Annotated in this window: 26 protein-coding genes, 1 tRNA gene and 2 pseudogenes; 13 read left to right on the top strand and 16 right to left on the bottom strand. The window is 60.3% G+C overall.

What is annotated here, in order from left to right:
• Positions 1–10 precede the first annotated feature (10 nt).
• From glgA to ACR52_RS24480, 8 genes are all read right to left on the bottom strand, one after another.
• Positions 11–1,567, bottom strand: coding sequence for a glycogen synthase GlgA (gene glgA / locus ACR52_RS24445; protein WP_082143222.1), 1,557 nt, complete (start codon positions 1,565–1,567; stop codon positions 11–13).
• 557 nt (positions 1,568–2,124) lie between these two features.
• Positions 2,125–3,078: a D-2-hydroxyacid dehydrogenase family protein gene (locus ACR52_RS24450; protein WP_048730352.1), complete on the bottom strand. Its 954-nt coding sequence runs from the start codon at positions 3,076–3,078 to the stop codon at positions 2,125–2,127.
• A gap of 26 nt (positions 3,079–3,104) precedes the next feature.
• Positions 3,105–4,118 (bottom strand): alpha/beta fold hydrolase, encoded by a 1,014-nt coding sequence (locus ACR52_RS24455; RefSeq protein ID WP_048730353.1) that lies wholly within the window; start codon positions 4,116–4,118, stop codon positions 3,105–3,107.
• Positions 4,119–4,162: 44 nt separating this feature from the next.
• Positions 4,163–4,606 (bottom strand): YqaA family protein, encoded by a 444-nt coding sequence (locus ACR52_RS24460; protein ID WP_048730355.1) that lies wholly within the window; start codon positions 4,604–4,606, stop codon positions 4,163–4,165.
• A 3-nt stretch (positions 4,607–4,609) separates the two neighbouring features.
• Positions 4,610–5,056 carry a DUF411 domain-containing protein gene (locus ACR52_RS24465; protein ID WP_048730357.1) on the bottom strand — a complete coding sequence of 149 codons (447 nt, stop codon included), beginning with the start codon at positions 5,054–5,056 and terminating at the stop codon, positions 4,610–4,612.
• A gap of 111 nt (positions 5,057–5,167) precedes the next feature.
• Entirely contained in the window at positions 5,168–5,626 is a 459-nt protein-coding gene (locus tag ACR52_RS24470; protein ID WP_048730358.1) for an SRPBCC family protein, read from the bottom strand.
• A 155-nt stretch (positions 5,627–5,781) separates the two neighbouring features.
• On the bottom strand, positions 5,782–7,776 hold the full coding sequence (locus ACR52_RS24475) for a methyl-accepting chemotaxis protein (RefSeq protein ID WP_048730359.1): 1,995 nt from the start codon (positions 7,774–7,776) through the stop codon (positions 5,782–5,784).
• Positions 7,777–7,915: 139 nt separating this feature from the next.
• Entirely contained in the window at positions 7,916–8,911 is a 996-nt protein-coding gene (locus ACR52_RS24480) for an aldo/keto reductase (RefSeq protein WP_048730361.1), read from the bottom strand.
• Between the two features lie 118 nt (positions 8,912–9,029).
• On the opposite strand from ACR52_RS24480, the gene ACR52_RS24485 reads away from it, so the two are divergent.
• Positions 9,030–9,941 (top strand): LysR family transcriptional regulator, encoded by a 912-nt coding sequence (locus ACR52_RS24485; RefSeq protein WP_048730363.1) that lies wholly within the window; start codon positions 9,030–9,032, stop codon positions 9,939–9,941.
• Between the two features lie 13 nt (positions 9,942–9,954).
• On the opposite strand, the gene ACR52_RS31535 is transcribed toward ACR52_RS24485, so the two are convergent.
• Complete coding sequence (locus ACR52_RS31535) at positions 9,955–11,529, bottom strand: M91 family zinc metallopeptidase (RefSeq protein ID WP_269084202.1); 1,575 nt, start codon at positions 11,527–11,529, stop codon at positions 9,955–9,957.
• Positions 11,530–11,572: 43 nt separating this feature from the next.
• Positions 11,573–12,535, bottom strand: a complete 963-nt coding sequence (locus ACR52_RS24495) for an AraC family transcriptional regulator (RefSeq protein WP_048730367.1) — start codon at positions 12,533–12,535, stop codon at positions 11,573–11,575.
• Positions 12,536–12,641: 106 nt separating this feature from the next.
• Between ACR52_RS24495 and ACR52_RS24500 the strand changes: the two genes are divergently transcribed.
• Genes ACR52_RS24500 through ACR52_RS24520 form a run of 5 tightly spaced genes read left to right on the top strand, consistent with a single transcriptional unit; the run spans position 12,642 to position 17,069 of the window.
• Positions 12,642–13,202, top strand: coding sequence for a carboxymuconolactone decarboxylase family protein (locus ACR52_RS24500; RefSeq protein ID WP_048730368.1), 561 nt, complete (start codon positions 12,642–12,644; stop codon positions 13,200–13,202).
• A 52-nt stretch (positions 13,203–13,254) separates the two neighbouring features.
• Positions 13,255–14,316 carry an acyl-CoA dehydrogenase family protein gene (locus ACR52_RS24505; RefSeq protein ID WP_048730369.1) on the top strand — a complete coding sequence of 354 codons (1,062 nt, stop codon included), beginning with the start codon at positions 13,255–13,257 and terminating at the stop codon, positions 14,314–14,316.
• Complete coding sequence (locus tag ACR52_RS24510; RefSeq protein ID WP_048730370.1) at positions 14,313–15,116, top strand: ABC transporter ATP-binding protein; 804 nt, start codon at positions 14,313–14,315, stop codon at positions 15,114–15,116. Before ACR52_RS24505 ends, ACR52_RS24510 begins: the two co-directional genes overlap by 4 nt.
• Positions 15,103–16,302, top strand: coding sequence for an ABC transporter substrate-binding protein (locus ACR52_RS24515; protein WP_048730371.1), 1,200 nt, complete (start codon positions 15,103–15,105; stop codon positions 16,300–16,302). The genes ACR52_RS24510 and ACR52_RS24515 overlap by 14 nt, the downstream gene beginning before the upstream one ends.
• Positions 16,299–17,069 (top strand): ABC transporter permease, encoded by a 771-nt coding sequence (locus ACR52_RS24520; protein ID WP_048730372.1) that lies wholly within the window; start codon positions 16,299–16,301, stop codon positions 17,067–17,069. Before ACR52_RS24515 ends, ACR52_RS24520 begins: the two co-directional genes overlap by 4 nt.
• A 48-nt stretch (positions 17,070–17,117) precedes the next feature.
• On the opposite strand, the gene ACR52_RS31015 is transcribed toward ACR52_RS24520, so the two are convergent.
• Positions 17,118–17,255: a hypothetical protein gene (locus ACR52_RS31015; protein WP_173439335.1), complete on the bottom strand. Its 138-nt coding sequence runs from the start codon at positions 17,253–17,255 to the stop codon at positions 17,118–17,120.
• Positions 17,256–17,428: 173 nt separating this feature from the next.
• Here ACR52_RS31015 and ACR52_RS24525 point away from each other — a divergent pair, with 173 nt between their 5' ends.
• Positions 17,429–17,623, top strand: a complete 195-nt coding sequence (locus tag ACR52_RS24525) for a hypothetical protein (protein ID WP_048730374.1) — start codon at positions 17,429–17,431, stop codon at positions 17,621–17,623.
• Position 17,624: 1 nt separating this feature from the next.
• Here ACR52_RS24525 and ACR52_RS24530 read toward each other — a convergent pair whose 3' ends face one another.
• Positions 17,625–18,005 carry a hypothetical protein gene (locus ACR52_RS24530; RefSeq protein WP_048730376.1) on the bottom strand — a complete coding sequence of 127 codons (381 nt, stop codon included), beginning with the start codon at positions 18,003–18,005 and terminating at the stop codon, positions 17,625–17,627.
• A 239-nt stretch (positions 18,006–18,244) separates the two neighbouring features.
• Here ACR52_RS24530 and pvdQ point away from each other — a divergent pair, with 239 nt between their 5' ends.
• The 3 genes from pvdQ (at position 18,245) to ACR52_RS24545 (ending at position 21,369) form a co-directional block, all read left to right on the top strand.
• Complete coding sequence (pvdQ, locus tag ACR52_RS24535; protein WP_048730377.1) at positions 18,245–20,533, top strand: bifunctional acylase PvdQ; 2,289 nt, start codon at positions 18,245–18,247, stop codon at positions 20,531–20,533.
• A gap of 212 nt (positions 20,534–20,745) precedes the next feature.
• Positions 20,746–20,819: transfer RNA gene (locus ACR52_RS24540), tRNA-Cys, on the top strand.
• 226 nt (positions 20,820–21,045) lie between these two features.
• On the top strand, positions 21,046–21,369 hold the full coding sequence (locus ACR52_RS24545; protein ID WP_048730378.1) for a helix-turn-helix domain-containing protein: 324 nt from the start codon (positions 21,046–21,048) through the stop codon (positions 21,367–21,369).
• A 214-nt stretch (positions 21,370–21,583) separates the two neighbouring features.
• Here ACR52_RS24545 and ACR52_RS24550 read toward each other — a convergent pair whose 3' ends face one another.
• The 4 genes and pseudogenes from ACR52_RS24550 to ACR52_RS24560 all read right to left on the bottom strand — a co-directional run bounded on the left by ACR52_RS24550 (position 21,584) and on the right by ACR52_RS24560 (position 23,196).
• Positions 21,584–21,841, bottom strand: coding sequence for a hypothetical protein (locus tag ACR52_RS24550; protein WP_048730380.1), 258 nt, complete (start codon positions 21,839–21,841; stop codon positions 21,584–21,586).
• A pseudogene (locus tag ACR52_RS24555) lies at positions 21,842–22,105 on the bottom strand (GNAT family N-acetyltransferase); the annotation flags it as partial.
• 21 nt (positions 22,106–22,126) lie between these two features.
• Positions 22,127–22,278, bottom strand: a pseudogene (locus ACR52_RS29770) (SDR family oxidoreductase); the annotation flags it as partial.
• 90 nt (positions 22,279–22,368) lie between these two features.
• Positions 22,369–23,196 carry a DMT family transporter gene (locus ACR52_RS24560; protein WP_048730382.1) on the bottom strand — a complete coding sequence of 276 codons (828 nt, stop codon included), beginning with the start codon at positions 23,194–23,196 and terminating at the stop codon, positions 22,369–22,371.
• A 446-nt stretch (positions 23,197–23,642) separates the two neighbouring features.
• On the opposite strand from ACR52_RS24560, the gene ACR52_RS31020 reads away from it, so the two are divergent.
• From ACR52_RS31020 to ACR52_RS24570, 3 genes are all read left to right on the top strand, one after another.
• Positions 23,643–23,813 (top strand): hypothetical protein, encoded by a 171-nt coding sequence (locus tag ACR52_RS31020; RefSeq protein WP_173439333.1) that lies wholly within the window; start codon positions 23,643–23,645, stop codon positions 23,811–23,813.
• A gap of 284 nt (positions 23,814–24,097) precedes the next feature.
• A complete protein-coding gene (locus tag ACR52_RS24565) occupies positions 24,098–24,706 on the top strand; it encodes a LysE family translocator (protein ID WP_048730385.1) in 609 nt (202 codons plus the stop codon).
• A gap of 427 nt (positions 24,707–25,133) precedes the next feature.
• Positions 25,134–26,117, top strand: coding sequence for a GlxA family transcriptional regulator (locus ACR52_RS24570; RefSeq protein WP_048730387.1), 984 nt, complete (start codon positions 25,134–25,136; stop codon positions 26,115–26,117).

Raw genomic sequence — 26,117 nt, forward strand, 5'->3', positions numbered from 1 at the left:
CCTCCCTTGATTATTTACTCGTTTTTCCCAGTGCTTTGGTCACCAGTTGTTCGTACAGCTCGGCGTACGGTTCTACCGCCTGGCACCAGTTGAAGGGTTGGGTCATGGCGCGGCAGCGCATGGCGTTGAGCAGGCCTTTGTTGGCAAATACCCTCAATGCGCGGCTCAGCGCTTCTTCATAACTTTCAACCGTGGATTCGTTAAACAGAAACCCGGTGACGCCATTCTCGATGGTGTCCGCAAGCCCGCCGGTATTACGCGCCACCGGCAGCGAACCGAAGCGCTGCGCGTACATCTGGCTCAGGCCGCAGGGTTCGTAACGCGATGGCATCAGCAGGAAGTCGCTGCCGGCAAACATGCGGCGGGCGTCGGTTTCATTAAAACCGATGCGCACGCCAACCTGGCCCGGGAAGCGCAGTGCGAGTTCACGCATGGCGTGTTCTTCTTCCGGCTCGCCGCGTCCGATGATGGCGATCTGGCCACCGTTCTCGACGATGTAGCTCGCGACGGCTTCGGTCAGGTCGAGGCCTTTTTGATAGACCAGGCGCGAGACCACGGCGAACAGCGGGCCGGTGGAGTCGTGCAGGCCGAACAGCTCGCGCACGTGGGCGGCATTGATCGCCTTGCCGTCCCAGTCGCCGATGTTGAAGTTGTGGGTCAGGTGCGTGTCGGTGGAGGTTTCCCAGCTTTCATCAATCCCGTTGGGGATGCCGCTGAGCAGGCCTTGCTGAGTCTTCGCTGCGAGGAAACCGTCGAGGCCGCAGCCGAACTCCGGGGTGGTGATTTCCTGGGCGTAAGTGGCGCTCACGGTAGTGATATGGCTGGAATACGCCATGCCCGCCTTGAGGAACGACATCTTGCCGTAGAACTCCATGCCTTCCTGCTGCAAGGCGTGGGGCGGAATGCCCAGCTCTGGTGTGGATGCCAGGCTGACCACACCCTGATACGCCAGGTTATGAATGGTGAACAGCGTCGGTGTGCGTGACCCACGCCAGTGCATATAGGCTGGGGCCAGGCCAGCGGGCCAGTCATGGGCGTGCACCAGGTCCGGGCACCAGTGGATCTGGGCGAGGTTGGCGGCCATGTCGGCAGCGGCCAGGCCCAGGCGGGCGAAGCGAATATGGTTATCCGGCCAGTCGCGGCCGTTGTTGGCGCCGTAGGGCGTGCCTTCACGCTCATAGAGCTCGGGGCAGATCAGCACATAGATGACGAGGCCGTCCTTGAGGTCCATGCGCCCGATCTTGCAGGGTGGCAGTGCGGCATGGCCACCCAACTCACCGATGATATGGATCGGGTTGTCGCTTTCCATCACCTGCGGATAACCCGGGATCAGCACCCGTACATCGTGCAAGTGCGCCATGGCGCGGGGCAGGGCAGCGGAGACGTCGCCCAGGCCACCGGTTTTCACCAGGTCGGCAAATTCAGACGTGACAAACAGCACTTTCTTTCTATTAGGGTTCTGACTCACGATCGGCCGCACAGTGTTGGGCAGGTCGGCCAAAGTCGTTGGCCCCCCAGCCGGCTGACTAAAACGCTCTTCCTGAGTATCTACAGCAGCACTGATCATAATGCTCTCCTACATGTTGGTTGGCTGGTGGCCCGCTGCCACTAGCTCCGAAAACCGCATCCTGCGGTCAGGCGCACAAGCGCAATACAAACTGGCAAGGCGTATGCCAATTGCACGGTAAGCGTGAAAAGATTGGATGGACGGGCATCTGGCGTGAACCACGCGTGCGCGCCCTACCTAAAACTGGACCTATGGCAGAGTTGTAAAGTTTCGATTTTTTGCGGGGTTTTTGTTTTGGAACGGACCCATCGGTCATCAGTCTAGGACAGATCCTAGAGACTGTAGGGTTTATGTGGATATTTTGTAGGACAAAAAACTTGTAACGATATGCTTTTGTCGGAACTGAGTGTTCCTGTGGCGAGCAGGCTTGCCCTGCGTTGGGCTGCGAAGCAGCCCCGGAATGGACGCCCGAGATACATTTGATGCATTGAGGTGGCCCATTTGGGAGCGCTTCGCACTCCAACGCAGGGCAAGCCTGCTCGCCACAACAGCCAGCCGCTCACAACAAGCTGCCGGTTATGAACCGTGCGCTTGCGCTTAAATGGTGCGGCCGGGTATCAGCCCAGCACGCGAATGGGCGCGCCGTTGGCCCACGCCTGAACATCTTCAATCATCTGCTGATAAAACTGCCGATAATTCTGCTCGCTCACATACCCCACATGGGGTGTAGCCAGCACATTGGGCAAGCGGCGGAACGGATGGTCTACCGGCAGCGGCTCCTCGGCGAACACATCCAGCGCAGCGCCCGCCAGGCGTCTGTCGCTCAATGCCTGCACCAGCGCTTGTTCATCCACAATCGGCCCGCGCGCGGTGTTCACCAGATGCGCTGTTGGCTTCATCCAGCCCAGCGCTTCGGCGTCGACCAACCCACGGCTGCGCTCACTGAGCACCAGGTGCACGGTGAGAATGTCAGCCTGCTCAAAAAGCTCGCGCTTGCTGACCCAGGTCACGCCGGATTCGGCCGCGCGTTCCGGCGTAAGGTTTTCACTCCAGGCAATCACACGCATGCCGAACATCTGGGCAAACTTCGCGACTTTCTGGCCAATGCTGCCCAGCCCGAGAATGCCCAGGGTCTTGCCGTAAAGGTCGCCGCCCAATCCCACCTGCCATCCGCCTGCTCGTAAAGAGTTGGCTTCGGCCAGCAGATTGCGCGTAGAGGCCATGATCAGCGCCCAGGTGAGTTCCGGCGCGGCGTGCTTGTAGCTGTCGGTGCCGCACACTTGGATGCCCAGGGCCTTGGCGGCGGTAATGTCGATGGTTGCATTGCGCATGCCGCCGGTCACCAGCAGCTTGAGCCTGGGCAGGTCCTGCAACAGCGCCTTGTCGAAGGTGGAGCGCTCGCGCATCACGCAAATCACGTCGAACCCTTTCAAGCGCTCGATCATCAAAGCCGTATCCGCTGGGTAGTCATGCAGGAAATGCACGTTGCCCACATCCCCCAGCACCGACCAATCCACCACAACACTGGCCACATTCTGCCAATCATCAATGACTGCGATCTGTACCGACATTCACGAGTGCCTCGAAAAAGGTTGGATTAAAGGGCGTTCAGCCCTTGCAACAGCGCTTTATGAAACTGTGCCGGCTCTTCCATCTGCGGCGCATGGCCCAGGCCGGGGAATTCCACCAGGGTTGCGTGGGGAATCAGCTTGGCCACTTGCTTGCCGAGTACTGCGTAGTTGCCGAGCTTTGCCTTGACCTCCGGTGGCGCAAGGTCTTTGCCGATCGCCGTGTTATCAGAGGTACCGATCAACAGCAGGGTGGGCATCTGCAAGTCCTTGAACTCGTAGTACACCGGCTGGGTGAAGATCATGTCGTAAATCAACGCCGAGTTCCATGCGACCTGGATATGCCCCGGGCCTTTGTTGAGGCCGGCGAGCATATCGACCCAGCGGTCGTACTCAGGCTTCCAGCGCCCGACGTAATAGGTGTTGAGCTCGTATTTGCGGACGCCCTCGGCGCTGAGCTTTAGTTCGCGCTCATACCACTGGTCGACGCTGCTGTAGGGCACGCCCAGGGCTTTCCAGTCTTCCAGACCGATGGGGTTGACCAACGCCAGTTGCTCGGTTTGCTTCGGGTAAAGCAGCGCGTAACGCGTGGCGAGCATGCCGCCGGTGGAGTGACCGACCAACGTGGCCTTTTGAATGCCCAGTTTTTCCAGCAGTTGGTGGGTGTTGATCGCCAGTTGCTGGAAGCTGTACTGGTAATGGTCGGGCTTGCTGGAGGTGCAGAAGCCGATCTGGTCCGGCGCGATCACGCGGTAGCCGGCATCGCTCAGTGCCTTGATCGAACCTTCCCAAGTGGCCCCGCAGAAGTTCTTGCCGTGCATCAGCACCACGCTGCGGCCGTTGGCCTGGCCGTTGGCCGGTACGTCCATGTAGCCCATTTGCAAGGATTTGCCCTGGGACTGGAAGTTGAAATGCTTGACGGGATACGGGTATTCAAAGCCTTGCAGCTCGGGCCCGTAGGCGGGGCCTTCGGTGGCGGCGAACACAGGCGCGGCGCCCGCAGTGAGCAGGCCGGCAATGCAAAAAGCTCGGATTAGAGGCATGGAAAGGGCTCCCAATAGATTGCCCGGATGCTGTTTGGAGGGGATTAAGTAGGGATTAACACCCACTGCAGGGTCAAGGCTGCGAGCACGCCATACCGCACACCTTTGGCCAGTGTCACCAGCAGCAGAAAACGCCACAACGGCTCGCGCATCACCCCGGCGACCAAGGTCAGTGGGTCGCCAATAATTGGCACCCAACTGAGCAACAACGTCCAATGCCCCCAGCGCTCGTAATGTTTACGGGCTTTGTCCAGCTGTTTGGGGCTGAGCGGAAACCAGCGTCGGTCCTTGAAGTGATCCGCCGAGCGTCCCAACAGCCAATTGACCACCGAGCCCAGCACATTGCCCAGGGTGGCGATGCCCAACAGCAACCACAGGCTGTAATGCCCGCTGAGCAGCAGACCGACCAGCACGGCTTCGGATTGCAATGGCAACAACGTTGCGGCGCCGAAGGCGGCGAGGAACAGCCCGAGGTAACCTGCCAGCACTGATCAGTGCGCCGGGTAGTCGGCCACCACCACATCCTTGCCGTCACGGGTCAGGCCGATGATTTGAAACGCATCACTCGGTCCGTCTACTTCCATCCCGGGCGAACCCATGGGCATGCCGGGGGCGGCGATTCCCAATAGATCGTCACGCTTGCGCAAGGCCAGCACCTGCTCGGCGGGCACATGGCCTTCGACGAATTTGCCGTCGATCACGGCGGTATGGCACGAGCCCAGTCGCGGGGCGACGCCCAGACGTTGTTTGACGGCGCTCATGTCGGTTTCAACGTGGTCGTTGACCTTGAAACCGTTGCTTTCCAGGTGGCTGATCCACTTTTTGCAGCAGCCGCAGTTGGCGTCGCGGTGCACGTCGATTGGGATCAGGTCAGCGGCCTGGGCCAAGGTGGTGGTGAGCAGGGCGCCCAGCAGGGCCAGTCGCAATGGGTTTTTCATGGGGGATCTCGCTTGTAGGAGGTGGCCATCAACGTTGGCGGCGATCATGACGACGTCATCGCTGGCAAGCCAGCGCCTACAGAAAGCGGGTGCGTCGGAAATGTTTCAAAGTTATACGGAGCGGGCATTCTCTAAACGATGCTTGAGCTGGTCCAGCGCGACGGCGGACAGCTCTATCATGCGCTCATGCAGGGTGGCGAGCTGCAGTTCGGTCTCATAGGTCAACACGCGCTTGAACAGCGTGCCGCTCTGAAACGGCTGCAGGAAGTAGTGGATGGAGCCATCGACGGCCAGGGAGGTGAAGACGGTCTTGAATTCACTGGGTCGCCGGGCAACCTGCACCCGGTAGCTCATGGGAACCCGGATGCCGAGCAGGTCGATGATCTCGGTAAAACGGGCGCCGCAGGGGAGAGAACCGCGGGTGCCAGTGTCGGCACTCAGCGACGTGGGGTGCCATTCGTGCCAGAGGTCCGGCTGGGTCACGTAGTCGTAGACGGCATCGATAGGGGCCTGGATAAATCGTTCCTGACTGATCTGCTCCAAGCGGACCGGCTGCTCGACAGCGTGCATGGCACACCTCCTGTGTGAAGTGTCCGGGCTCATGAATACTGACCCTTTTTGACGGCGTCTGTGGTCAATAGAGGATCGTATTCATGAGGCCGGACACTGGAGCTGTCAGAATAGTCCCACTCCCGCGCATTGCACGGGAGTGTTTCAGCCGTTTATCAGCGAACCTTGAAACGGCTCATCAGCGAAATCACCCGGCCGTTGGCATCGAGCAGGCTTTGCGTATTGGTTTCAGTGGCATGGCCGCTTTCCACCAGCTCTTCGACCATGTGTCGGATTTGCACCATGCTGCGGTTGATCTCTTCGGTCACCGCACTTTGCTGCTCGGCGGCTGTGGCGATCTGGGTGCTGAGGTTGTTGATATGGCTGACCGAGCCGGCCATCTCATCCAGGCCGGTGTTGACCCGCGCCGTGGCATCCGCCGCCGACTGGCAGCTGGCCTGAGTGTTTTCCATGGCCGTTACCGACGAACTCACACCGGTGGTCAAGCGCGCGAGCATTTCATTGATTTGCGAGGTGCTGGCCTGGGTCCGGGCGGCGAGGGCACGCACTTCGTCGGCCACCACCGCAAAACCACGGCCTTGCTCGCCGGCACGCGCGGCTTCAATCGCGGCGTTGAGTGCCAACAGGTTGGTCTGGCCAGCAATTGCGCCGATCACACCGAGGGTTTCGGTGATGCGCGCGGCGTCCTGGCGCATGTTTTCCACGGTGTGAGTGGCGCTGGCGACTTCACCGATCAAGGCGCTGACGCTGGTCGACGCTTCGCCTACCACCACGCGGGAACGGTCGGCGTGTTCGTTGGCGCGCTGGGTGAACGAAGCGGTTTCAGCAGCGTTTTGCGCAACCGTGTCGGCGGTGGAACTCATTTCGGTGATGGCGGTGACGGTCTGATCGGTCTCCGAAGCATGGCGCACCAGGATCTGGTTGGTGTGTGCCGAGGTTCTCTGCAGTTGCTCAAGGCCCGAAGACATGGCGCCTGTGGCCTGGGTCACTTCGCCGATCATATTTTGCAGGTAGACGATAAAACGGTTGACCGAGTGGCCAATGGCGCCCAGTTCGTCTTCAGCGCGGATGGTGATACGCCGCGTCAGGTCGGCATCGCCGGCAGACAGCGCGTCGATATTGGTTTTCAGCGACTTCATGCGCTGCACCAGTTGGCGGATCGCATACGCCGCCAGCAGCACCAGCAGCAGTACCATCGGGATTTGCAGCATCGCCAGGGTGCCAAGCACGTCATCGCGCTGTGCGGTGATCAGCGAGGTAGGCAGGGCGGTGGCGAGGAACCATGGCGTGCCTTCGATCGGGCGCATATAGAACGTGTTGGCCACGCCCTGGTTGTCGAACTCGCTGCGCTGCAACGCCTGGTCGCGGTGGGCAAGGGCTTTGCTGACCTGGGCGGCGAACGCCGAAGTGCCGGTCAGTTCGCTGATGTTTTTCAACACCACCGGGCCGCTGATGCGCGTGCTGTTGCTGATGATCTTGCCGTCGGCTTCGACGATCAGCATCTGCCCGCCGATGTCTTTTTCCTTGCTGGCCACCAGGTCGTTGAAGAAACCCAGGGTCACGTCGATGGTCGCCACGCCATACGCCGCGCCGTCACGCTGGATTGCCATGGCGCAGTTGGTGCGCGGTTCCTGGCTGGCGTCGTCTTTATAGGCGGCTGCCCAGGCGCACTGACCACGCGGCGAGGCGAGGCCGCCCTTGTACCAGCTTTGGTCGTAGTAGTTGGGCGCGGGGTCGCTGTTCCAGAAGGTGTTCACCGCCAGCTTGCCGGAGGCATCACGGTGCCAGAAGGTGCTGTGCTTGTTGCGCCCGGGTGTTCGCTGGTTGGGCAGCGGCCAGATACCGCCGCCGAACACTTTCAGCTCGCCATACTGGTCCACCAGGCCGGGCAGGACCTTGTCGATGGCGTCGCTGTCGAGCAGGGGAATGGTTTGGGTGATGCTGCGTTGCTGGGACTGAACCTTGTTCAGCTCGCCCTGGATTTTTTCGGCCACTTCGCTGATGCGGTTGAGCACCACCTGTTCTTCCGTATGCCGTAGCGTGGGCGCGACCAGCTGGCCGATACCGACGACGGTCAACGCAAACAGCACCAGGACGAACAGCACCAGAAACAGGGTGTAGCGGGCTTGGATGGAGCGTAGTGGGGGCATGAGGATCGTCCTTACGAAGCGTTTATTATCGGCGCGGCTTTTTTAGAGCTTCGTCGGGTTATCGGCTTGGTGAGGAAGAGCTTTAGGTACTGTCGTGCAAGAAAATCAGGGCGCACCGGCAACCGGTGCGCCCTGGCTGTTATTGATGCACCAGGCCCATCGAGGCTTCGGTGTAGCGCAAACCGGCGGTGGCACCGGCGGGAAAGATCGATTCCAGTGCGGCCAGTTCGGCGGGGCTCAGCGTGACATCCAGCGCCGCCACGTTTTCTTCCAGGTACTTGCGCTGCTTGATGCCCGGAATCGGGATCAGGTAGTCACCTTGCGCGAGTACCCAGGCCAAGGCCAATTGGCCTGCCGTCACGCCTTTTTCGGCGGCCAGGGCCTGCACCTGGTCGACCAGCAACAGGTTTTTTGCAAAGTTCTCGCCCTGGAAACGCGGGCTGGAGCGGCGGTAATCGTCGGCGGCGAAGTCCTCAGGGCTTTTCAGGGCGCCGGTGAGGAAACCACGGCCCAGCGGGCTGTAAGGCACAAACGCAATGCCCAGGCGCTGGCAGGCTGCGAGGCAACCGTTGTCTTCCTGGTCGCGACTCCACAGCGAGTACTCGCTTTGCAGGGCACTGATCGGGTGCACCTTGTGGGCGCGCTCCAGGCTGGCGGCGGACACTTCACTCAGGCCCAGGTAACGCACCTTGCCTTGCTTGACCAGTTCGGCCATGGCACCGACGGATTCTTCAACGGGCACTTCGGGGTCTATACGGTGCTGGTAGTACAGGTCCAGGGTTTCAACGCCCAGGCGTTTCAAGGTGCCCTCAATCGCCTCGCGGATGTACTCGGGGCGACCATTCACCCCGCGTGCCGCCGGGTTGGCCGGGTCACGCACGAAGCCGAACTTGCTGGCCAGGAACACCTGGTCGCGCTTGCCGGCGATGGCCTTGCCGATCAGTTCTTCATTGGTGTGCGGGCCGTACATGTCGGCAGTGTCCAACAGGTTGATGCCCAGCTCGAGTGCGCGATGCAGGGTGGCGATGGCTTCTTTGGTATCAGTGCCGGTGGTGTAGAAATCCGTCATGCCCATGCAGCCGAGGCCGATGGCGGAAACCTGAGGACCGTTCTTGCCGAGTTGACGAGTGTGCATCGGGGAGCTCCTTGGAAGGGGAAGGCCCCTATTGTTGCCCTCGACAACGCTGGGATAAACCGGCTAAAAGCACTATCACTATTATAAAATTCTAAACAATCATAGAGGTAACCTCGCTTTGGACCGATTTAACGCCATGCGTGTGTTCACGCGAATCGTCGAGTTGGGTGGCTTTGCCAAGGCCGCCGACAGCCTGCAGATGCCGCGCGCCTCGGTAACGATTCTGATCAAGCAACTGGAGGCGCACCTGGGCGTGCAGTTGCTGCAGCGCACCACGCGGCAAGTCAGCCCGACGCTGGATGGCACCGCTTACTATCAGCGTTGCGTCAGCCTGCTGGCCGACCTCGAGGAAACCGAAGCGGTGTTTTCCACTACGCGCCGCAGCCCGCGCGGGACCTTGCGTATCGACATGCCCTCGGGCATCGGGCGCTTCCTGGTGATTCCTGCGTTGCCCGCATTCACTGCGCAATACCCGGACATCAATCTGGAGATCGGCCTCAACGACCGCCCGGTCGACTTGATTCGAGAAGGCGTGGACTGCGTATTGCGTGGCGGCCTGGCCCTTGACGATTCACTGGTCGCGCGGCCGCTGGCGATGATGGACCAGGTCACCTGCGCCAGCCCTGGCTACCTGCAACGTTTCGGTGTGCCTTCGAGCTTCGAAGACCTGAGCGGCCATCACGTCGTCGAATACTTTTCCAGCAGCAGCGGTAAACGCTATGGCCTGGAATTCCAGTTCGGCGAACAGATTCGCCTGGTCGACCTGCCCAAGCAGGTGGCCGTCAACAGCGCCGACGGTTATCTCGCGGCCTGCGAGGCGGGCTACGGCCTGGTGCAGACGCCGTATTACCATGCCAGGCGGCAACTGGAGGCGGGTACATTGGTGGAGGTGTTAAGCGGCATCCAGGTACCACGATTGCCCTTGACCGCGCTGTACCCGCCGCACCGCCAGTTGTCCCAACGGGTGCGGGTGTTTGTCGACTGGTTGGTGGACGTGTGCGCGCGGCCGGGCAATGGTTTGCAGCGCTGATCACTGGCGTGGGCTATTGCCCGTTGCCTTGCTCGCTGTAGTCGAGGGTATAGCTATTGCGCAAAGGCTTGCCCATTTCCTCATTCAGCGCATTTTCTGTGAACGGTTTGGGATTGATCGTGCTCGGTGGCGTTGAGGGGTCGTTATCCAAGTCGAACGGTTGCGCATCGTTGGGTAATCCAATGGCCTGGCGTTCAAAGTTTTCCACCGGTCCCGATTTGCCCGGCCCAAACGACTCCTGAGTCTCACCACTCAGGAACGTGCCGGTTGCGCCGTTGTAGGCATGGGCGATTTCATGGAAGAGCCCAGTCACCGGTACGGATATATTGGAGCGGTCCATACTTTCAAGCGTCGACGGCGGGTCGTAGTAAATCGTTGCGCGGTCGGCACGTGAGCCTGGCACCCCATTTTTGATGACGCCCAAGGCTGACTCGTCAATGTTTCCTTCGGCTTCAGCGGCAAGCTCTTCCAGTTCAGCGCTGTCAAAAACATAACTGGTGCCACCGAAACTGATCGGCTCGACAGTCACCTTGCCGCCGTTGACGCCAGCCAGCGCGTCCATTTGTGTGAGCGCTTGTTGCCCTGTGGGTGAACTGCGCAGGAACTCGAAATCGTCGGCGACCCGTTGCTTGAAGTCCGTTGAGTCTTGCGGCGAGACGCTGATCGTGAATCCCTGCTCGCCAGCGCTGCTGGGTATCACCGGCGTGAAGGTGGACCCTCGGGTTCGGTCAAAGTGATCGCTGGCATTGGCAAAAACGCGATCGCCGACCTTGTTCTGCCAGATTCTGTCGTGGCCTTTGCCTGTATAGAAGGTGGTGCGGTCGTGACCGATCAACTGGTCATCGTCATTGCCACCGTGCATGACAGTATGGCCGTTGCCTGCGTAAAGCCGGTCATTACCGTCACCGCCATCCAGGTGGCTTTGTTTAGTCGCGGCGCCTGCGCCTGCGTAAATGCGGTCATTGCCCTTGTTGCCGTACATGACGTTATTGCCGCTGCCACCCATCAGCGTATCGTCGCCGTCGCCGCCTTCGGCATAGCCCAGGCCGCTGCCCAGTCGCAGAACGTCGTTGCCGCCCTGTCCGTAAAGCCGGGTTCTGCCGCCGCCGGCTTGTACCTGATCGTCGCCATCACCGGCGTCTACATCCACGCGAATCTTTACGTCATCGTCGATCTTTATCCTGTCGTTGCCGCCTTTGGTCTTGATCCATAGGCCTTGCGGCGGGCCTTGCTGTTCTTCAGCGTTGAACAAATACGGCGTGCCATTGACGAAGATTTGCAGCTTGCCCCCAGGCCAGCTGCGCACATGGATATCGTCCGCGTTGTTGCCGGTTTCCACGACCAAACGGCTCGACATAATCTCCGGATCGTTGGGGTCCGATGGGTCCCAGACAATTTCCCGGCTGATCTTCACGTCTCCGTTGACGTGCAACGGATGCATTTTGACGTTGAGTCTGCCTGGCGTCAGATCGGAGGGTGTGGCATAGGGCGACGGCGCAGGTTTATCGAGGGCCGCTGGCGGGGTTGAATGATTGCGGGTTGGCGCGGAATAAGCGTGTGCAGACGAAAGCATCGGCTTGACCTTCACGTTGATTGGCAGTGGGTACCTGATTGCGCGTCAGGGCTACCCATTACGTGGAGGACTGTACGAAAACGTTCCCTGGCTCCGTCGGCGTCCTACTGCGCAAAGGGGCTTGCCCCTTGCGATAGGCGCCCGGCTGTTGCCCGGTGACTTTATGAAACGCCCGCGTAAACGCCGCCACCGACTGATACCCCACCGCTAGCGATACGTCTGCCACGGTCTGGTCAGCCTTGAACAACCGGCACGCGTGGCGCATGCGCATCATCAACAACACTTGCCCCGGCGACTGCCCGCTCAGTTCATTGAACCGCTTGAAAAACGCCGAGCGCGACAGCCCGGTGCAGGCCGCCATGCTTTCCAGGGTCCAGGCCTCGGCGGGGCGTGCGATCAGTTGTTCCAACAGGTTGGCGAACGCGGGTTGCCGGCCGAGTGCCGCCAGGCCTCCCAGGGTTGTGTTATCGAGCACTTGCTGGCGCAGCACATACAGAAACAGCAAGTGACAGAGGCGTTCGAGCAACGCGCAAGAGGGCGCCGGTGTGCATTCGCACTCCTGCAGGATCAGTTCGAACAGTTTGCGTGCTGCGGTCAGTGAAGGATCGCCGGCCCGCAGGATGATCCAGGCGGGCAGGGTGTCGACAATCATCGCCGACAGGCCGGACTGAAAATGAAAGAACCCGCAGACCAGGCCCACGCCGTTATCGGCCGCGACGTCCAGCGGCAACATCGGCCGGCGTGGGCACTGCTGTGCGCCCGCCGCCGTAGCTTCCCCGGACAGCCGATATTCAAGGTCGCGCAGCAGAAACACCGCATCCCCATTGTTGAGCAGTTGAGGGACCGGTTCGCCTTCGATATGCAGCCAGCACTGGCCTTGGACAATCAGATGAAAACTCGCACTCGCCAGGCCGTGGGTGCTTGCGTGCCAGTCGCCACAATAACGACCGACGTGAAACAAACGGGTGTTGAGTTCGAGGCTATCTAATAACCAATCGACAAGTGCACTGGACGAATTCATCTAATGGAAAGACTCAAGAGCAAGTAATCGCTACTTTAGCCTATTGAGGCGTTTTTTTATAACCAACAGACTTAGGACATCAACCCATCCATCAGGAGACCACTCCATGTCCCGTGTACCGTTGCTCACCCCTGAGACCGCCCCGGAAGCCGCCAAACCGTTCCTGGAAAACGCGCTGAAAGGCTCGGGGTTCATCCCCAACCTGCTGGCGGTACTGGCCAATGCACCGGCGGCGTTGGAAACCTACATCACCGTGTCGGGCCTGAATGCCAAGGCGGAGCTGAGCCTGGCCGATCGTGAAGTGGTCCAACTGATTGCCGCGACCACCCACGGTTGCGATTTCTGCGTCGCCGGCCACACGGCCGTAGCCCGCAACAAAGCCAAGCTGCCGGAAGACGTGATCGACGCCTTGCGCCAGCGTGGGGAATTGCCCAACGCCCGCTATGAGACACTCGCCGCGTTCACCCGTGAAGTGATCGCTACCCGTGGCGATGTGAGTGACGCAGGTTACGACGCATTCCGTGCCGCCGGGTATTCTGATGGTCATGCGCTGGAAGTTATTCTGGGTGTCAGCCTGGCAACCCTGTGCAACTTCGCCAACGTGTTCGCTCGTACCCCGCTGAACCCGGAGCTGGCGCAATTCCGTTGGGAAAAACCGGCAAGCTGAAGGCGCGCGCGCATCGGTGATGGTCCCTCTGCTTTAACAAGGAGAAACATGAATGCTTGACCCAATCTTGAGCCGTTGGCTCGATGTTCAAGCGCAGGCCCTGGACGTGGGCAGTTGCGATCCACAGGAAGTGCTGCCACGGCTGGCAGAAGCCAATGTGTTAAGAATCGGCGTGCCGAAATCGCTCGGTGGCCTGGGCGGCGATGTGAGCGGTGCCGTGGAGGCCATCGCCAACATCGCCAGTCATTCCCTGGCGGCGGCGTTTGTGTGCTGGGGCCAGCGTTCGTTTATCGAGTATCTGTTGCAGAGCCCCAACGAGCGGTTGCGCGAGCAACTGTTGCCCGACCTGCTCAGCGGCAAGCTGGCCGGGGCGACCGGGTTGTCGAATGCGATGAAATTTCTGTCGGGTATCGAGGCGTTGCAGATCAGCGCCGAGCCGAACGATCACGGCTGGACGCTCAACGGTCGGCTGCATTGGGTGACCAACCTGCGCAAGAACGGCTTCGTCGTCGCCGCAGCGATTGAGCATGCTGGAGGTGGCGCGCCGTTCATCCTGGCGATCCCGGATTCGGTGGCGGGTTTGCAGCGCTCTGGTGATCTTGAATTGCTCGGGCTGCAATCCAGTAACACTGCCGCGCTGGGCCTGGAAGGCGTAGAGCTGAGTCGCGACTGGTTGCTGCATGAGGACGCGCGCAAGTTCCTGCCGGCCGTGCGCCCGGCGTTCCTGGGCTTGCAATGCGGCATGTCGATTGGCCTGGCCCGTCGCTCGTTGGCCGAAGTCGCCCACCATCTGGGTGCGGCGCGCACGGTGTTGCGTGACGAGCTGGAAGCGCTGCGCGTGACGCTCGATCATCTGGTCACGGAACTCAAGAATGGCCTGCTGGCCGGGCGCTTTGCCGCAGGGCCGGTGCCGTTGTTCAAGCTGCGCATCGCCCTCGCGGAAACCGCCGCCAGCGCGGTGCAACTGGAACTGCAAGCCAGCGGCGGCAAGGCCTACCTCACCGCCCACGGCAGCGGCTTCGCGCGGCGTTGGCGTGAATCGGCGTTTGTACCCATCGTGACGCCGAGCCTGGTGCAACTGCGCACCGAGCTGCAACGTCAGGCTGCTCTATGAGCCAGGCGGTATTAAGTGCCCAGGGCATTTGCCTGGGGTATGCCAGCGGCCCGGTATTGCAAGGCTTCGACTTGCAGTTGCAGCCCGGCGAAGTGGTATCGATCCTCGGCCCCAGCGGCGTCGGCAAATCCAGCCTGTTGCGGGTGCTCGCCGGTTTGCAGGCGCCCCAGGGCGGTAGCGTGCGGGTGCTCGGCGAGCCGTTGAGCGGTCCGCACCCCCGCGTCGCGGTGGCGTTTCAGGACCCGAGCCTGTTGCCCTGGCTTAACCTGGAAAAGAACGTTGCCTTCGGCCTGGATTTCGCCCGTCAGCCTTACCTGACGGCTGACGAGCGCCGCCAGCGCGTCGACCACGCCATTGCGGCAGTCAACCTGGAACACGCGCGCCAGCAGTTCCCCGCGCAGTTGTCCGGCGGTATGGCCCAGCGCACTGCGTTGGCCCGCTGCCTGGCGCGCCAGCCACAAGTGTTGTTGCTGGATGAACCGTTCGGTGCCCTTGACGAAGTGACCCGCGCCGACATGCAGCACCTGTTGCTCAAGGTCAATCGCGAACAGGGCTCGGCAGCGGTATTGATCACCCACGACATCGACGAAGCGCTATTGCTGTCCGACCGCATCCTGCTACTGGGTAACCGCCCGGCGCGGACCCTGGGCGAATGGCGGATCGACCTGCCGCAACCACGCGAAGAGCAGGTCGAGGCCATTGGCGCGTTGCGTATCGACATTCTTAAAACCCTACGGCAGGCGAGCCGCCCTCAACCCAACCCCCTTGATCTGCTGGAGCCTAGCCATGTGTCTGGATGACCTGACCCACTCGCGCCGTGACTTTCTCAAACTCTCTGCGGTGCTCAGTGCCGCCGGTGCCTTGCCGCTGTTGAGCAGCCTGCAGGCCCGTGCCGCCAGCGACCCGGACGCACCGGTACGCATCGGCTACTTGCCGATCACCGATGCCACGCCGCTGTTGGTGGCGCATAACAATGGCCTGTTCGAAGCCGAGGGCATCAAGGCCGAGCGCCCTGTGCTGCTGCGCAGTTGGGCCCAGGTGATCGAGGCCTTTATTTCGGGTCAGGTCAACGTGATCCACCTGTTGTCGCCGATGACCGTTTGGGCACGCTACGCCAGCAAGGTGCCGGCCAAAGTGGTGGCCTGGAACCACGTCGGCGGGTCGGGCTTGACCGTGTCGCCAGGGATTACCGACGTCAAGCAACTGGGCGGCAAGTCGGTGGCGATTCCGTTCTGGTATTCGATCCATAACGTGGTGGTGCAACAGCTGTTCCGTGACAACGGCCTGACGCCGGTCGCGCGTGCGGCGGGCAGCGAGATCGCCGCCAATGAAGTGAACCTGATCGTGCTGCCCCCCTCGGACATGCCGCCGGCGCTGGCCAGCAAGCGTATCGACGGCTATATCGTCGCCGAGCCGTTCAATGCCCTGGCGGAAAACCTCAAGGTCGGTCGCGTACAGCGCTTTACCGGCGACGTGTGGCGCAACCACGCGTGCTGCGTGGTGTTCATGCACGAACACGACCTGACCAACCGCCCGGAGTGGTCGCAGAAAGTGGTGAATGCCATCGTCAAGGCGCAAGTCTGGACCCGCGACAACCGCGAAGAGGCGGTGAAACTACTGTCCAAGGACGGCCCGAACCGTTACACGCCGCATGCCGAACCGGTGTTGAGCAAGGTACTCGCACCTGCAGCAAGCGACCGCGCCGCTTACCTGGCTGACGGTGCGATCCAGCATGCCAACTGGGACGAACACCGCATCGACTTCCAACCCTATCCTTTCCCGAGCTACACCGAGGAACTGGTGCGGCGCCTGAAAGACACGTTGATCGAAGGTGACAAGAAATTCCTCGCGGACCTCGATCCAGCCTTCGTCGCCAAGGACCTGGTGGACGACCGCTTCGTGCGCAACGCGATTGCGGCGGTAGGCGGCATGAAGACGTTCGGCTTGCCTGAAGGCTTTGAGCGGACCGAGGAGATTGGCGTTTGAACAACGGCAAAACCGTAGCGTGGCCGGGCTGGTTGCTCGGTGTTGGCGGGCTGGGCGGGTTGCTGTTGCTTTGGTGGCTGGGGGTGAAGGTGTTTGGCGAGGCGGACGGCTTGTCCGCGCGTTTTTCCCTGGCCGCAACCCTCGGCAGCCTGTGGGAATTGCTTGGGCGCGGTGAGTTGTATCTGCACATCGCCGTGAGCCTGAAGCGCATTTTCGTCGGGCTGTTCCTGGCGCTGCTGGTGGGGGTGCCGTTGGGGTTGTTGGTGGGCAGTTCGCGCAACCTGGAAGCGGCGACCACGCCGGCCTTCCAGTTTCTGCGGATGATCTCGCCGCTGTCCTGGATGCCCATCGTAGTGATGCTGATGGGGGTAGGGGACCAGCCGATCTATTTCCTGTTGGCGTTTGCCGCCGTGTGGCCGATCATGCTCAACACCGCTGCCGGCGTGCGTCAGCTCGACCCGCGCTGGTTGCAGTTGAGCAAAAGCCTGAGCGCCACGCGGTGGGAGACGTTGCGCCGGGTGATCATTCCTGGCGTGGTGGGGCATGTGTTGACCGGGGTACGCCTGGCCATCGGCATCCTGTGGATCGTGCTGGTGCCGTGCGAGATGCTTGGGGTCAGTGCGGGGCTGGGCTATTACATCCTCGACACCCGTGACCGGCTGGCCTATTCGGAGTTGATGGCGATGGTGTTGCTGATCGGGTTGCTGGGGTTTGCCCTGGATGCGTTTGCGCGGTGGCTGCATCAGCGCTGGGTGCACGCGGGCTGATTACACGCCGTCTCGCGCTCCGGTGGGTGCGCGAGACGGCGAGGAGGATCAGCTATGGTAGTACCCCGGGCCGCCGCCATAGTAGCGATGGTCATGCCAGCCACCGCCACCGTGCGGGAAGATGATGCAGCCGCTCATGCTCAACATGATCAGCAAGGGAATCAGCAGTGTGATTCGACGGAACATTTCGAAAATCCTCCAGGGTACTCATAAGGTCAATCAGGCGCCGGACAAGCCAAAGCTTTTCATCGCCTGTAACATGAGACCCTGCCGACCCCGATCCATCCCCGCCACAGGGTATGTGCTTGGCATCGTCGGCGATACACAGTGGATACATTCTTAAGGTTCAGGAACCCGTCATGACCCAAAAGCAACGTTTGAAATACTCGATTCTGATTGCCCTGGTAGTGCTGGGCTCTATGTTTGGCCTGTCCTACCTGCAGAACACCGGGGCGATCAGCGAAAAAACGTTCCAGTACATCGCCATTGCGATCGCCGTGGTGGTGGTTGTGATCAACGGCGTGATGCGTCGCAAGGTCAAGCCTGGCGTCTGAGTCAGTCGCGGCGCTCGAGTACTTTGGCAGCCTCCTCATGGAGGCTGTAGCTTTTATCCGCATTGAGGGTGATCACGCCCTCGCTGCACAGGCGCTTGAGCACCTCACGCACGCTGAGAAACGACAACGGGATGCCCAGCTCCAGCAAATGGCTGTGCACGCCGCGCACACCCAGGGTGCGCTGGTTGTTGGCAGCAGTGAGTAAAGCGTCGATGACCTTCAGCCGAATCAGGCTGGTGCGCAAACCGAAACACTTGAGCAAATGGCGAATACGCTGGTTGCCTTGCTGTTCGGGCGCTTTGCCGAACGCTTGTGTGCCGTTGCCAAACGCGGCGTCGGCGAGCGGTGAATGTCCGTCCTTGGGCTGTTGCGAGTTGTACATGCAAAAAAACTCCTTATCAGAGCCTGATCAGGAAAATGATGGCGCTCTTATCTAATAAGACGAACGAGCAGCCGAAATCATGAAGTGCAGGATGTAGAAATTTTGTCGGTATCGGTTTTGTCACACCTCGGACATCCTGAATAAACGCGCTTCGCAGCTAAATTTTTCCCGGTCTTTTGCGTTCTTACGGTGGGGTGGTTGCCCCTGGTGAGGGTGTTCAATTTGACTGTGGAGTCTGCGTGATTATTTCCAACGGGTTGTCCAGGATGTGCGTGGCAGGGTTGCTGCTGGGGCTGTGCCTTGCAGCATCGGCGCGGGAACAGGCGACGCAGGCGTCGGCGGAAATCCGGCGTACCAGTTTTGGCGTACCACATATCCGCGCCAGCGATGAGCGCGGCCTGGGGTTTGGTATCGGTTACGCCTACGCCCAGGACAACCTGTGCCTGCTGGCCAATGAAGTGGTCACGGTGAATGGCGAGCGGGCGAAGTTTTTCGGGCCCGATCAGTCGACCCTGGAAGAGCGTAACAACCTCACCAGCGATGTGTTCTTTACCTGGCTGAATACGCCGGAGGCGGTCGCCACGTTCTGGAAGGCGCAGACCCCGCAGATCCGCCAGCGTATCGAAGGCTATGTGGCCGGCTACAACCGCTATCTGAAAGAGCAGGGCGCGCCGGCGCAGTGCCAGGCCGCGTGGGTACGGCCCCTGGTCGTTGAAGATCTGGTGAAGCTGACCCGCAGGCTGCTGGTCGAGGGCGGTGTCGGCCAATTCGCCGAAGCACTCGTCGGCGCGACGCCACCGCAAGCGACTGCCAGTGTGCAACCCAGCGCCAAAGCCTTTGAACTGGCTGCTGCCAATCAACAGCGCTTCAGCCTCGACCGTGGCAGCAATGCCGTCGCCGTGGGCCGCGATCGTTCGTTCAACGGCCGAGGCATGCTGCTGGCCAACCCGCATTTCCCGTGGATCGGCGGCATGCGTTTCTACGAGATGCACCTGACCATTCCCGGCCAGCTGGATGTAATGGGCGCCGCGTTGCCGGGCCTGCCGGTGGTGAATATCGGTTTCAACCAGCATGTGGCGTGGACGCATACGGTCGATACGTCCAAACACTTCACCCTGTATCGCCTGACCCTCGACCCCAAGGATTCAAAGCGTTATCTGCTGGACGGCAAATCCGTTCCGCTGGAAAAAACCTCGCTGAAGGTGCAGGTCAAACAGGCCGACGGCAGCGTCAAAGACGTCACCCATACGGTCTACAGCTCGCAGTTTGGCCCGGTGGTGCAATGGCCCGGCAAGCTGGACTGGGACAGCCATTACGCCTTCAGTTTGCGCGACGCTAACCTCGGCAATGACCGCGTATTGCAACAGTGGTACGCGATGAACCGCGCCACCAGCCTCAAGGAACTGCAAACCTCGGTGCAGACCCTGCAAGGCATCCCGTGGGTCAACACCGTGGCCGCCGATGACCAGGGCCAGAGCCTGTACATGAACCTGTCTGTGGTGCCCAACGTCAGCGCCGCCAAACTCGCCCAATGCAGCGACCCACGGGCCGGCCTGCAATTGATCATGCTCGACGGCGCCCACAGCGCCTGCGCCTGGGACGTCGACCCACGTGCCGCCCAAGCCGGCATCTTCCCGGCCGAGCAACTGCCGCAGCTGCAACGCACCGACTACGTACAGCACTCCAACGACTCAGCCTGGCTCGCCAACCCCAAGGCGCCGCTGACTGGCTTCTCGCCCGTGATCAGCCAGGACAACATCGGCCTCGGCCCACGCGCCCGCTTCGCCGTGCAACGCCTGCACTCCCTGGAAAAACACCCGATCAGCGTCGCCGACCTGCAAAACATGGTCATGGACAACCAGGTCTACCTGGCCAGCCAAGTCATGCCCGACCTGCTGGACTACTGCGCCAAACAACTCGGCACCGACGCCGTTGCATTGCAACCGCTGTGCACCAGCCTCAAAACCTGGGACCAGCGCGCCAACCTCGACAGCGGCGTGGGCCTGGTGCACTTCATCAACCTGCTGGAACACCTGCAGCAAAGCCCCGACGCCTGGCGTGTAGCCTTCGACCCGGCCCAACCCCTGACCACCCCACGAGGCCTGGCGATTGACCGCGCGCCCGTCGCCAAGGCCCTGCGCGAAGCCATGCTGGCGTCCACCGCCGACGTCGCCAAACTCGGCCTGACCGCCAACAGCCGTTGGGGTGACATCCAAGTCTGCGGCCAAACCCCCATCCACGGTGGCCCGCAAGAACTCGGTATCTACAACGCCATGCAAACCGTGCCCCGCGCCGATGGCAAACGCGAAGTCGTCAGCGGCAGCAGCTACCTGCAAATCGTCACCTTCGACAACAACGGCCCCAGCGCCCTTGGCGTGCTGGCGTTCTCCGAGTCCAGCAACCCAGCGTCCAGCCACGCCAAGGACCAGACGGAAGCCTTCTCCCAGAAAAAACTCCGCCCACTGCCGTTTACCGAAGCCCAAATCAAGGCCGACCCGCAGTACCAGCAACAGCTCATCAAGGAGTAGGGCAGACACGCAAACCCTTGATGCCAATGCGAAATATTTTTGAAATCAAGGGGTTGCAGGCAAAAGCAAATGAGTACATAATGACGCCCATCGAACGCAACGAAGTATTAAAAACTTCAATGTATTCAATGAGTTAGAGTAGAGGCAGGGTTTTATAGCCCACTCAAGTTTTTATGCGGTGAATGTCAGTGGTAGGGGCGTTGATCGTTTGAGGCCGAGTAGCAAAATGGTTATGCAGCGGATTGCAAATCCGCCTACGCCGGTTCGATTCCGACCTCGGCCTCCACTCTTAAAAACCCCGTAGATTAACGTCTACGGGGTTTTTTATGGCCTTAAGGAAAGTGCAGGAGTTCCGACAGTACCTTCTGGGTTGGAGGCCAAAAGCTACTACTGAAAGCAGGCAGTGCGTTACTGAGGACTCGTAAAGGCAACATCCATTAATCCAAATGAATGCTCCGCCAGCTAGTGTATGAGCGTATGGTTGATTGAACCCCTCAGATTAGGCATTCCACATGGACGGAAATTTAGGGACGCGCTTGAAGGAAGAGCGCAAACGGCTTCTTCTCTCCCAGCATGATTTTGGTGCGGCTGGCGGTGTGGCCGAGAATGCTCAAGGCCACTATGAGCGCGGAGAGCGGCTTCCAAAGTCAGACTACTTAATGGCCGTCCGCAAAATTGGGGCTGATGTCTTGTACGTGCTGACAGGTGAGCACGAGTCAGTCAGCTCTGCCAGCCTCAGTAATGCTGAAGCAAAGATTGTTGGCCATTATCGCGAGCTTGATTCGATCGATAAAAGTTCGGTCTCTCGCATCGCCTCGTCACTGTCTAAGGAGTAGCTCGCACTTCTTGCTTCCCGTACATGCTGTATGCCTGGCCAGGGTGGGGTCCATTAGGGCTGGGCATAGATTCCATTCAACACCACCAACTCCACAATCGCGACGAACGCACAAAGCGTGACAAACCCCGGCGTAAATACGCGTTTGCGGTTTTAGCTATAAGACTGCAAGTTCAGCGCATCAAGCAAATCACTCAGGATCGATAGAAAATCTATCAACCGTCGACCTCTGACCTGACGATACGCTGGTCCCTGACTTCCCCCGCGTAAGCGCCAATCCTTTCCTGCTGAGCAGCGAGCAACGCGCATATTTTCATCAGCGCCACCGCTTCACCGGGTGTCTTGTCACTCGCCGCCAGTGCAGTTAGTTCAACCACCGACCAGCCAATAACCGCCGCTGCGTCTTCAAGGTCGTAAAACAGTTCCTGCTGAGCCGTTCTGGGGCCATCGAGTCCCTGTATCAATTCTTCCATTTACTCACCCGTCGGTCGCTGTTTCAGTTGAAGCCCCATGACCACCATTCCGATTTCCGCCAGGTCCGTATTGAACGGTATTTCACCGATCTCTTGGAAGCCATATGCCTCGTAAAAGCGTCGGGCATTTGAATTGGTCTTGAGCACATCAAGCCACACCAAACGTTCTCCACGTTGTATCGCCCGGTCGCAAATGGCGTGCAGAAATTGTTTCCCGTATCCGAGCCCGGCGGCGGATTTGAGGAAATAGATTTTTTGCAGCTCTGCGCCCGGTTCAGTCGCCCCTCACTTGCCCCCAGTCACATCGAGAAACGTGCCGGTATAAAAGATGCCTCTGCGCTGGCCAGCCATAGTATCGCGCGGGCGACTTCTTCGGGTTGTCCGCCTCGGCCCATGGGGATCGATTCCTTGACGCGGTCCGCGCGTCCTGGCTCCCCGCACCGATGCACGCCTGCCGCCTGTGATCAGGATCAGCGGTGCTTGTGAGATTCGGAAGCCTTCTTGGGGAGAGGACATACGGGCGGCGTTCAGCCGATCAGGATCGTGCCGGTGGCAATCACCACACACGCGAGCACTTTTCGGACAGTGAGCGTCTCGCCCAGGAAAAAATAACCAATTAATGCCGCAAACAAGACGCTGGTTTCCCGCAGCGCCGACACTGCGCCCATTGGCGCGCCAGACATGGCGTAGATCACGATGCCGTAGGCCAGCAACGAGACCAGCCCGCCTATAAAGGCCGTGATGAATCCGGGACGCGGTGTGAACAAGCTCTTTGCGCTGCGCATGCCCACATAGACCATCGGCATCAGCACGCCCCACAGCGCGCACATCCACACCGTGTAGGCCAGCGGCGCGCCCGATAGCCTCGCGCCGACACCATCGGTCACGCTGTAGGCCGCAATAAAAACGCCGGTGCCCAGCGCGTATGGAAGGCTGGGGACGGCCAGCCGGCGCCCTTTGAAGGCCAGTGAAATGATGCCGCCTGACACCAATGCGATGCCCAGCAGCGCGCCAGGCCCGACCGTCTCGCCGGCAAAGAGCGAGGCGAAGAGCGTGATCAGGATTGGCGATGAGCCACGGGAAATCGGATAGGTTTGCCCAAGGTCGCCCACCTTGTAGCTGCGCACCAGGAAGAGGTTATAGCCAACATGCAGGACCGCCGACAACACCACATAAAACCAGCTGGCTGGGTCGGGCGCCGGCAGAAACACGGCGATGCCTGTGCTTGCGATAGCTACCGCCAGGCACATGACCGTCATCGACCAGAGCCGGTCGGCTCCGCCGCGCAGCAGTGCGTTCCAGCTTGCATGCAAGAGGGCGGCGAACAGAATGAGTAAAACGATGTGAAAAGGCATGCGCCATCCTAAGCAACCGGCTGCGCCGATTAAAGCGAAGTCCTTTCATTGCGTCACGAACAAATCCTCACACAATCAGCGATAACGCTGCTGCGCATGACCGGATTCTGCCAACAGCCAATCGGGCAAGCTGACGACATGGGGCAGGGATTCGATGCCTTTGGGGCAGACAACATGCACGGCAACCGATGCGATTGCCAACAAAATACTGGACACGTTCGACCTGGCGATCGCCAAGTCGGCTTAGATCATCGAAATCCCACCGGCAAAAAGTCGAACTGGATTCGACCAGGCAACGGCCGCAGAACCAAGTTAAGGGCCAGGGACTGAGTTGTACCATCGCCCATACAAACTCTACCAACGGGTTACACGAAACCTGTGACGCACTTCATTTTGAACGGTCATACACAGCGAGTATTAAAACTTGTTGAGTAGAGAGTATTTGCATGAAGTTGAATAACCTAACCAAGGCGGCTGTGGTTGTCGCGCTGTTGTCGTCCTTGTCGGGCTGCTGGATCTTCATGCCACCACCGGGTGGTGGTGGTGGTGGTGGTGGCGGCGGCCACCATGGTCAAGGCGGCGGCCCTGGCGGCCCGGGCGGTGGCGGGCAGCGTTAACGTGTAAGTGAAAGGGGCAGGCCACGACCGTCATTTTGATGAGTCGTGGCCTGCCCTTTTTTTGTCCGGCTCAAATCACAGGCAAAGAAAAGCCCGCGATGGGGAGTGCGGGCTAAAAGGTGTTCGCTTAGGAGCTGGAATGACCATAAGCACTCGCTCGTGAAAGGTTTGTGAAAGCGAAGTCGCAAAAGTGTATTCCTCGATCCGCTTCCAGCTGTACGGGGCGGTTGCACCCGTAAGCCACTACTGTCGCAGGCATACCACCACCGTTTGGATACCGCGCCATGTTTATGTCTACCAGCCTGCTGTCAGCCTTTGTGCTGTTCGCCTTTGTGTCGTCGATCACTCCCGGGCCCAACAACACCATGTTGCTGGCGTCGGGCGTGAACTTCGGGTTTCGCCGGTCGATGCCCCATGCGCTGGGGATCAGCATTGGGTTCATGCTGCTGGTGATTTCGGTCGGCCTGGGCCTGGGTGAAGTGTTCAAGGTGTTCCCGTGGGCCTACACGCTGTTGCGCTATGTCGGCGCAGCTTACCTGTTGTACCTGGCGTGGAAGATTGCGACGGCGGGAGGCATGTCCGACAGCAGTGATGAGCAGGCCAAACCCATGACCTTCCTCGGCGCGGCCGCGTTTCAGTGGGTCAATCCCAAGGCCTGGGTCATGGCGCTGGGGGCTATCACCACCTATACGCCGGCCGAAGGGTATGTCACCAATGTGCTGGTGATCGCGCTGGTGTTTGCCGTGGTCAACCTGCCGAGTGTGTGCGTGTGGGTCGGTTGTGGCAGCGGGCTGCGCAATGTGCTGCGCGAGCCACGCTGGTTGCGGCTGTTCAACGGGGCGATGGCTGGCTTGTTGGTACTGTCGCTGTACCCGATGCTGTTCGCGAGCTGACAGCCCGGCGATCAGACCGGCGAGATAGTCGCCAACAGACCAATACCGATGGTCAGCACCAAAAAGCCAAACAGAAAAATCGCCATCTTGGTCATAAGGCCTCCGAAGGGAAGGGGACGGCAGGAGCATTCCTGTCGCGCTCGACAAGGGTGTCGGGAGTGAGAGCATTGTCCGCCTCCGGCGCGTTTCGATACAGACGCAGATAGCAAAGAAAAAACCGTATCAGATACGGATCCGGGGCCTGAGCCTGGGGCTTCAGGAGCACTGATTATTTAAAGATCAGCCAATAAATCCGCCTTGTGGCTGAAGCGAACAGCACTGCGCACCACCTGAGACAGCTGCGGCATTTCCCCCTAAGATGGCGCCCACAGCCTCAACAATAACAGTGGGCCAACCCTCGATGGAAAGACGTCAATTCAGCGGTGGCATGAAGGGCAAGAACCTGCGCTACCTCAATGAGCACCCCACGCAGCTTGCGTCGGCCACCCGCGTCGGCTTCCTGCTGCTCGAACACTTCTCCCTGCCCGCATTCACCCAGGCCCTCGACACCCTCGTCACCGCCAACCTGCTGCGCCCCGAGCTGTTCGCTTCGCGCACCTTTGGCTGGGGCGACGGTGAAGTCATCAGCGACCTGGGCCTGGTCATCCGCCCCGACGCACGCCTCGACGTGACGGCCCTGCATGACCTGGAGTTGCTGGTCATCTGCGGCGGCTTTCGCACCGAACTCAAGGCCAGCGAAGACTTCATCCACGTGCTGCGCACCGCTGCCGAACTGGGCGTCAGCCTCGCCGGTGTGTGGAACGGCTCATGGTTCCTCGGCCGCGCCGGCCTGTTACAGGGCTACCGCTGCGCGATCCACCCCGAACATCGTCCGGCACTCGCCGAAGTCTCCAAGGCGGCCCACGTCACCAGCGAACCCTACGTGATTGACCGCGACCGTCTCACCGCCTCCAGCCCATCCGGCGCCTTCCATATGGCCCTGGACTGGATCAAAAGCCTGCATGACAAAGCGCTGGTCGAAGGCATCGAAGACATCCTTGCGTTCGAAGAGTCTCGCTACCGGCGCATCAAACCCACGGAAAACGTTTGCGTGAGCGCACCGCTGCGTGAAGTGGTGAAACTCATGGACGCCAACCTCGAAGAACCCCTGGAACTCGACCAACTCGCCGTCTACGCCGGCCGCTCCCGCCGTCAGCTCGAGCGCCTGTTCAAGGAACAACTGGGCACCACGCCACAGCGTTACTACATGGAATTGCGCGTGACCGAGGCGCGGCGGTTGTTGCAGCACACTGAATTGTCACAGGTGGATGTGCTCGTGGCGTGCGGGTTTGTGTCGCCGAGCCATTTCAGCAAGTGCTACAGCTCGTATTTCGGATATCGCCCCTCCAAGGAGAAGCGTTTGGTCAAGTAG

The organism is Pseudomonas fildesensis, from assembly GCF_001050345.1.
Lineage (GTDB): Bacteria > Pseudomonadota > Gammaproteobacteria > Pseudomonadales > Pseudomonadaceae > Aquipseudomonas > Aquipseudomonas fildesensis.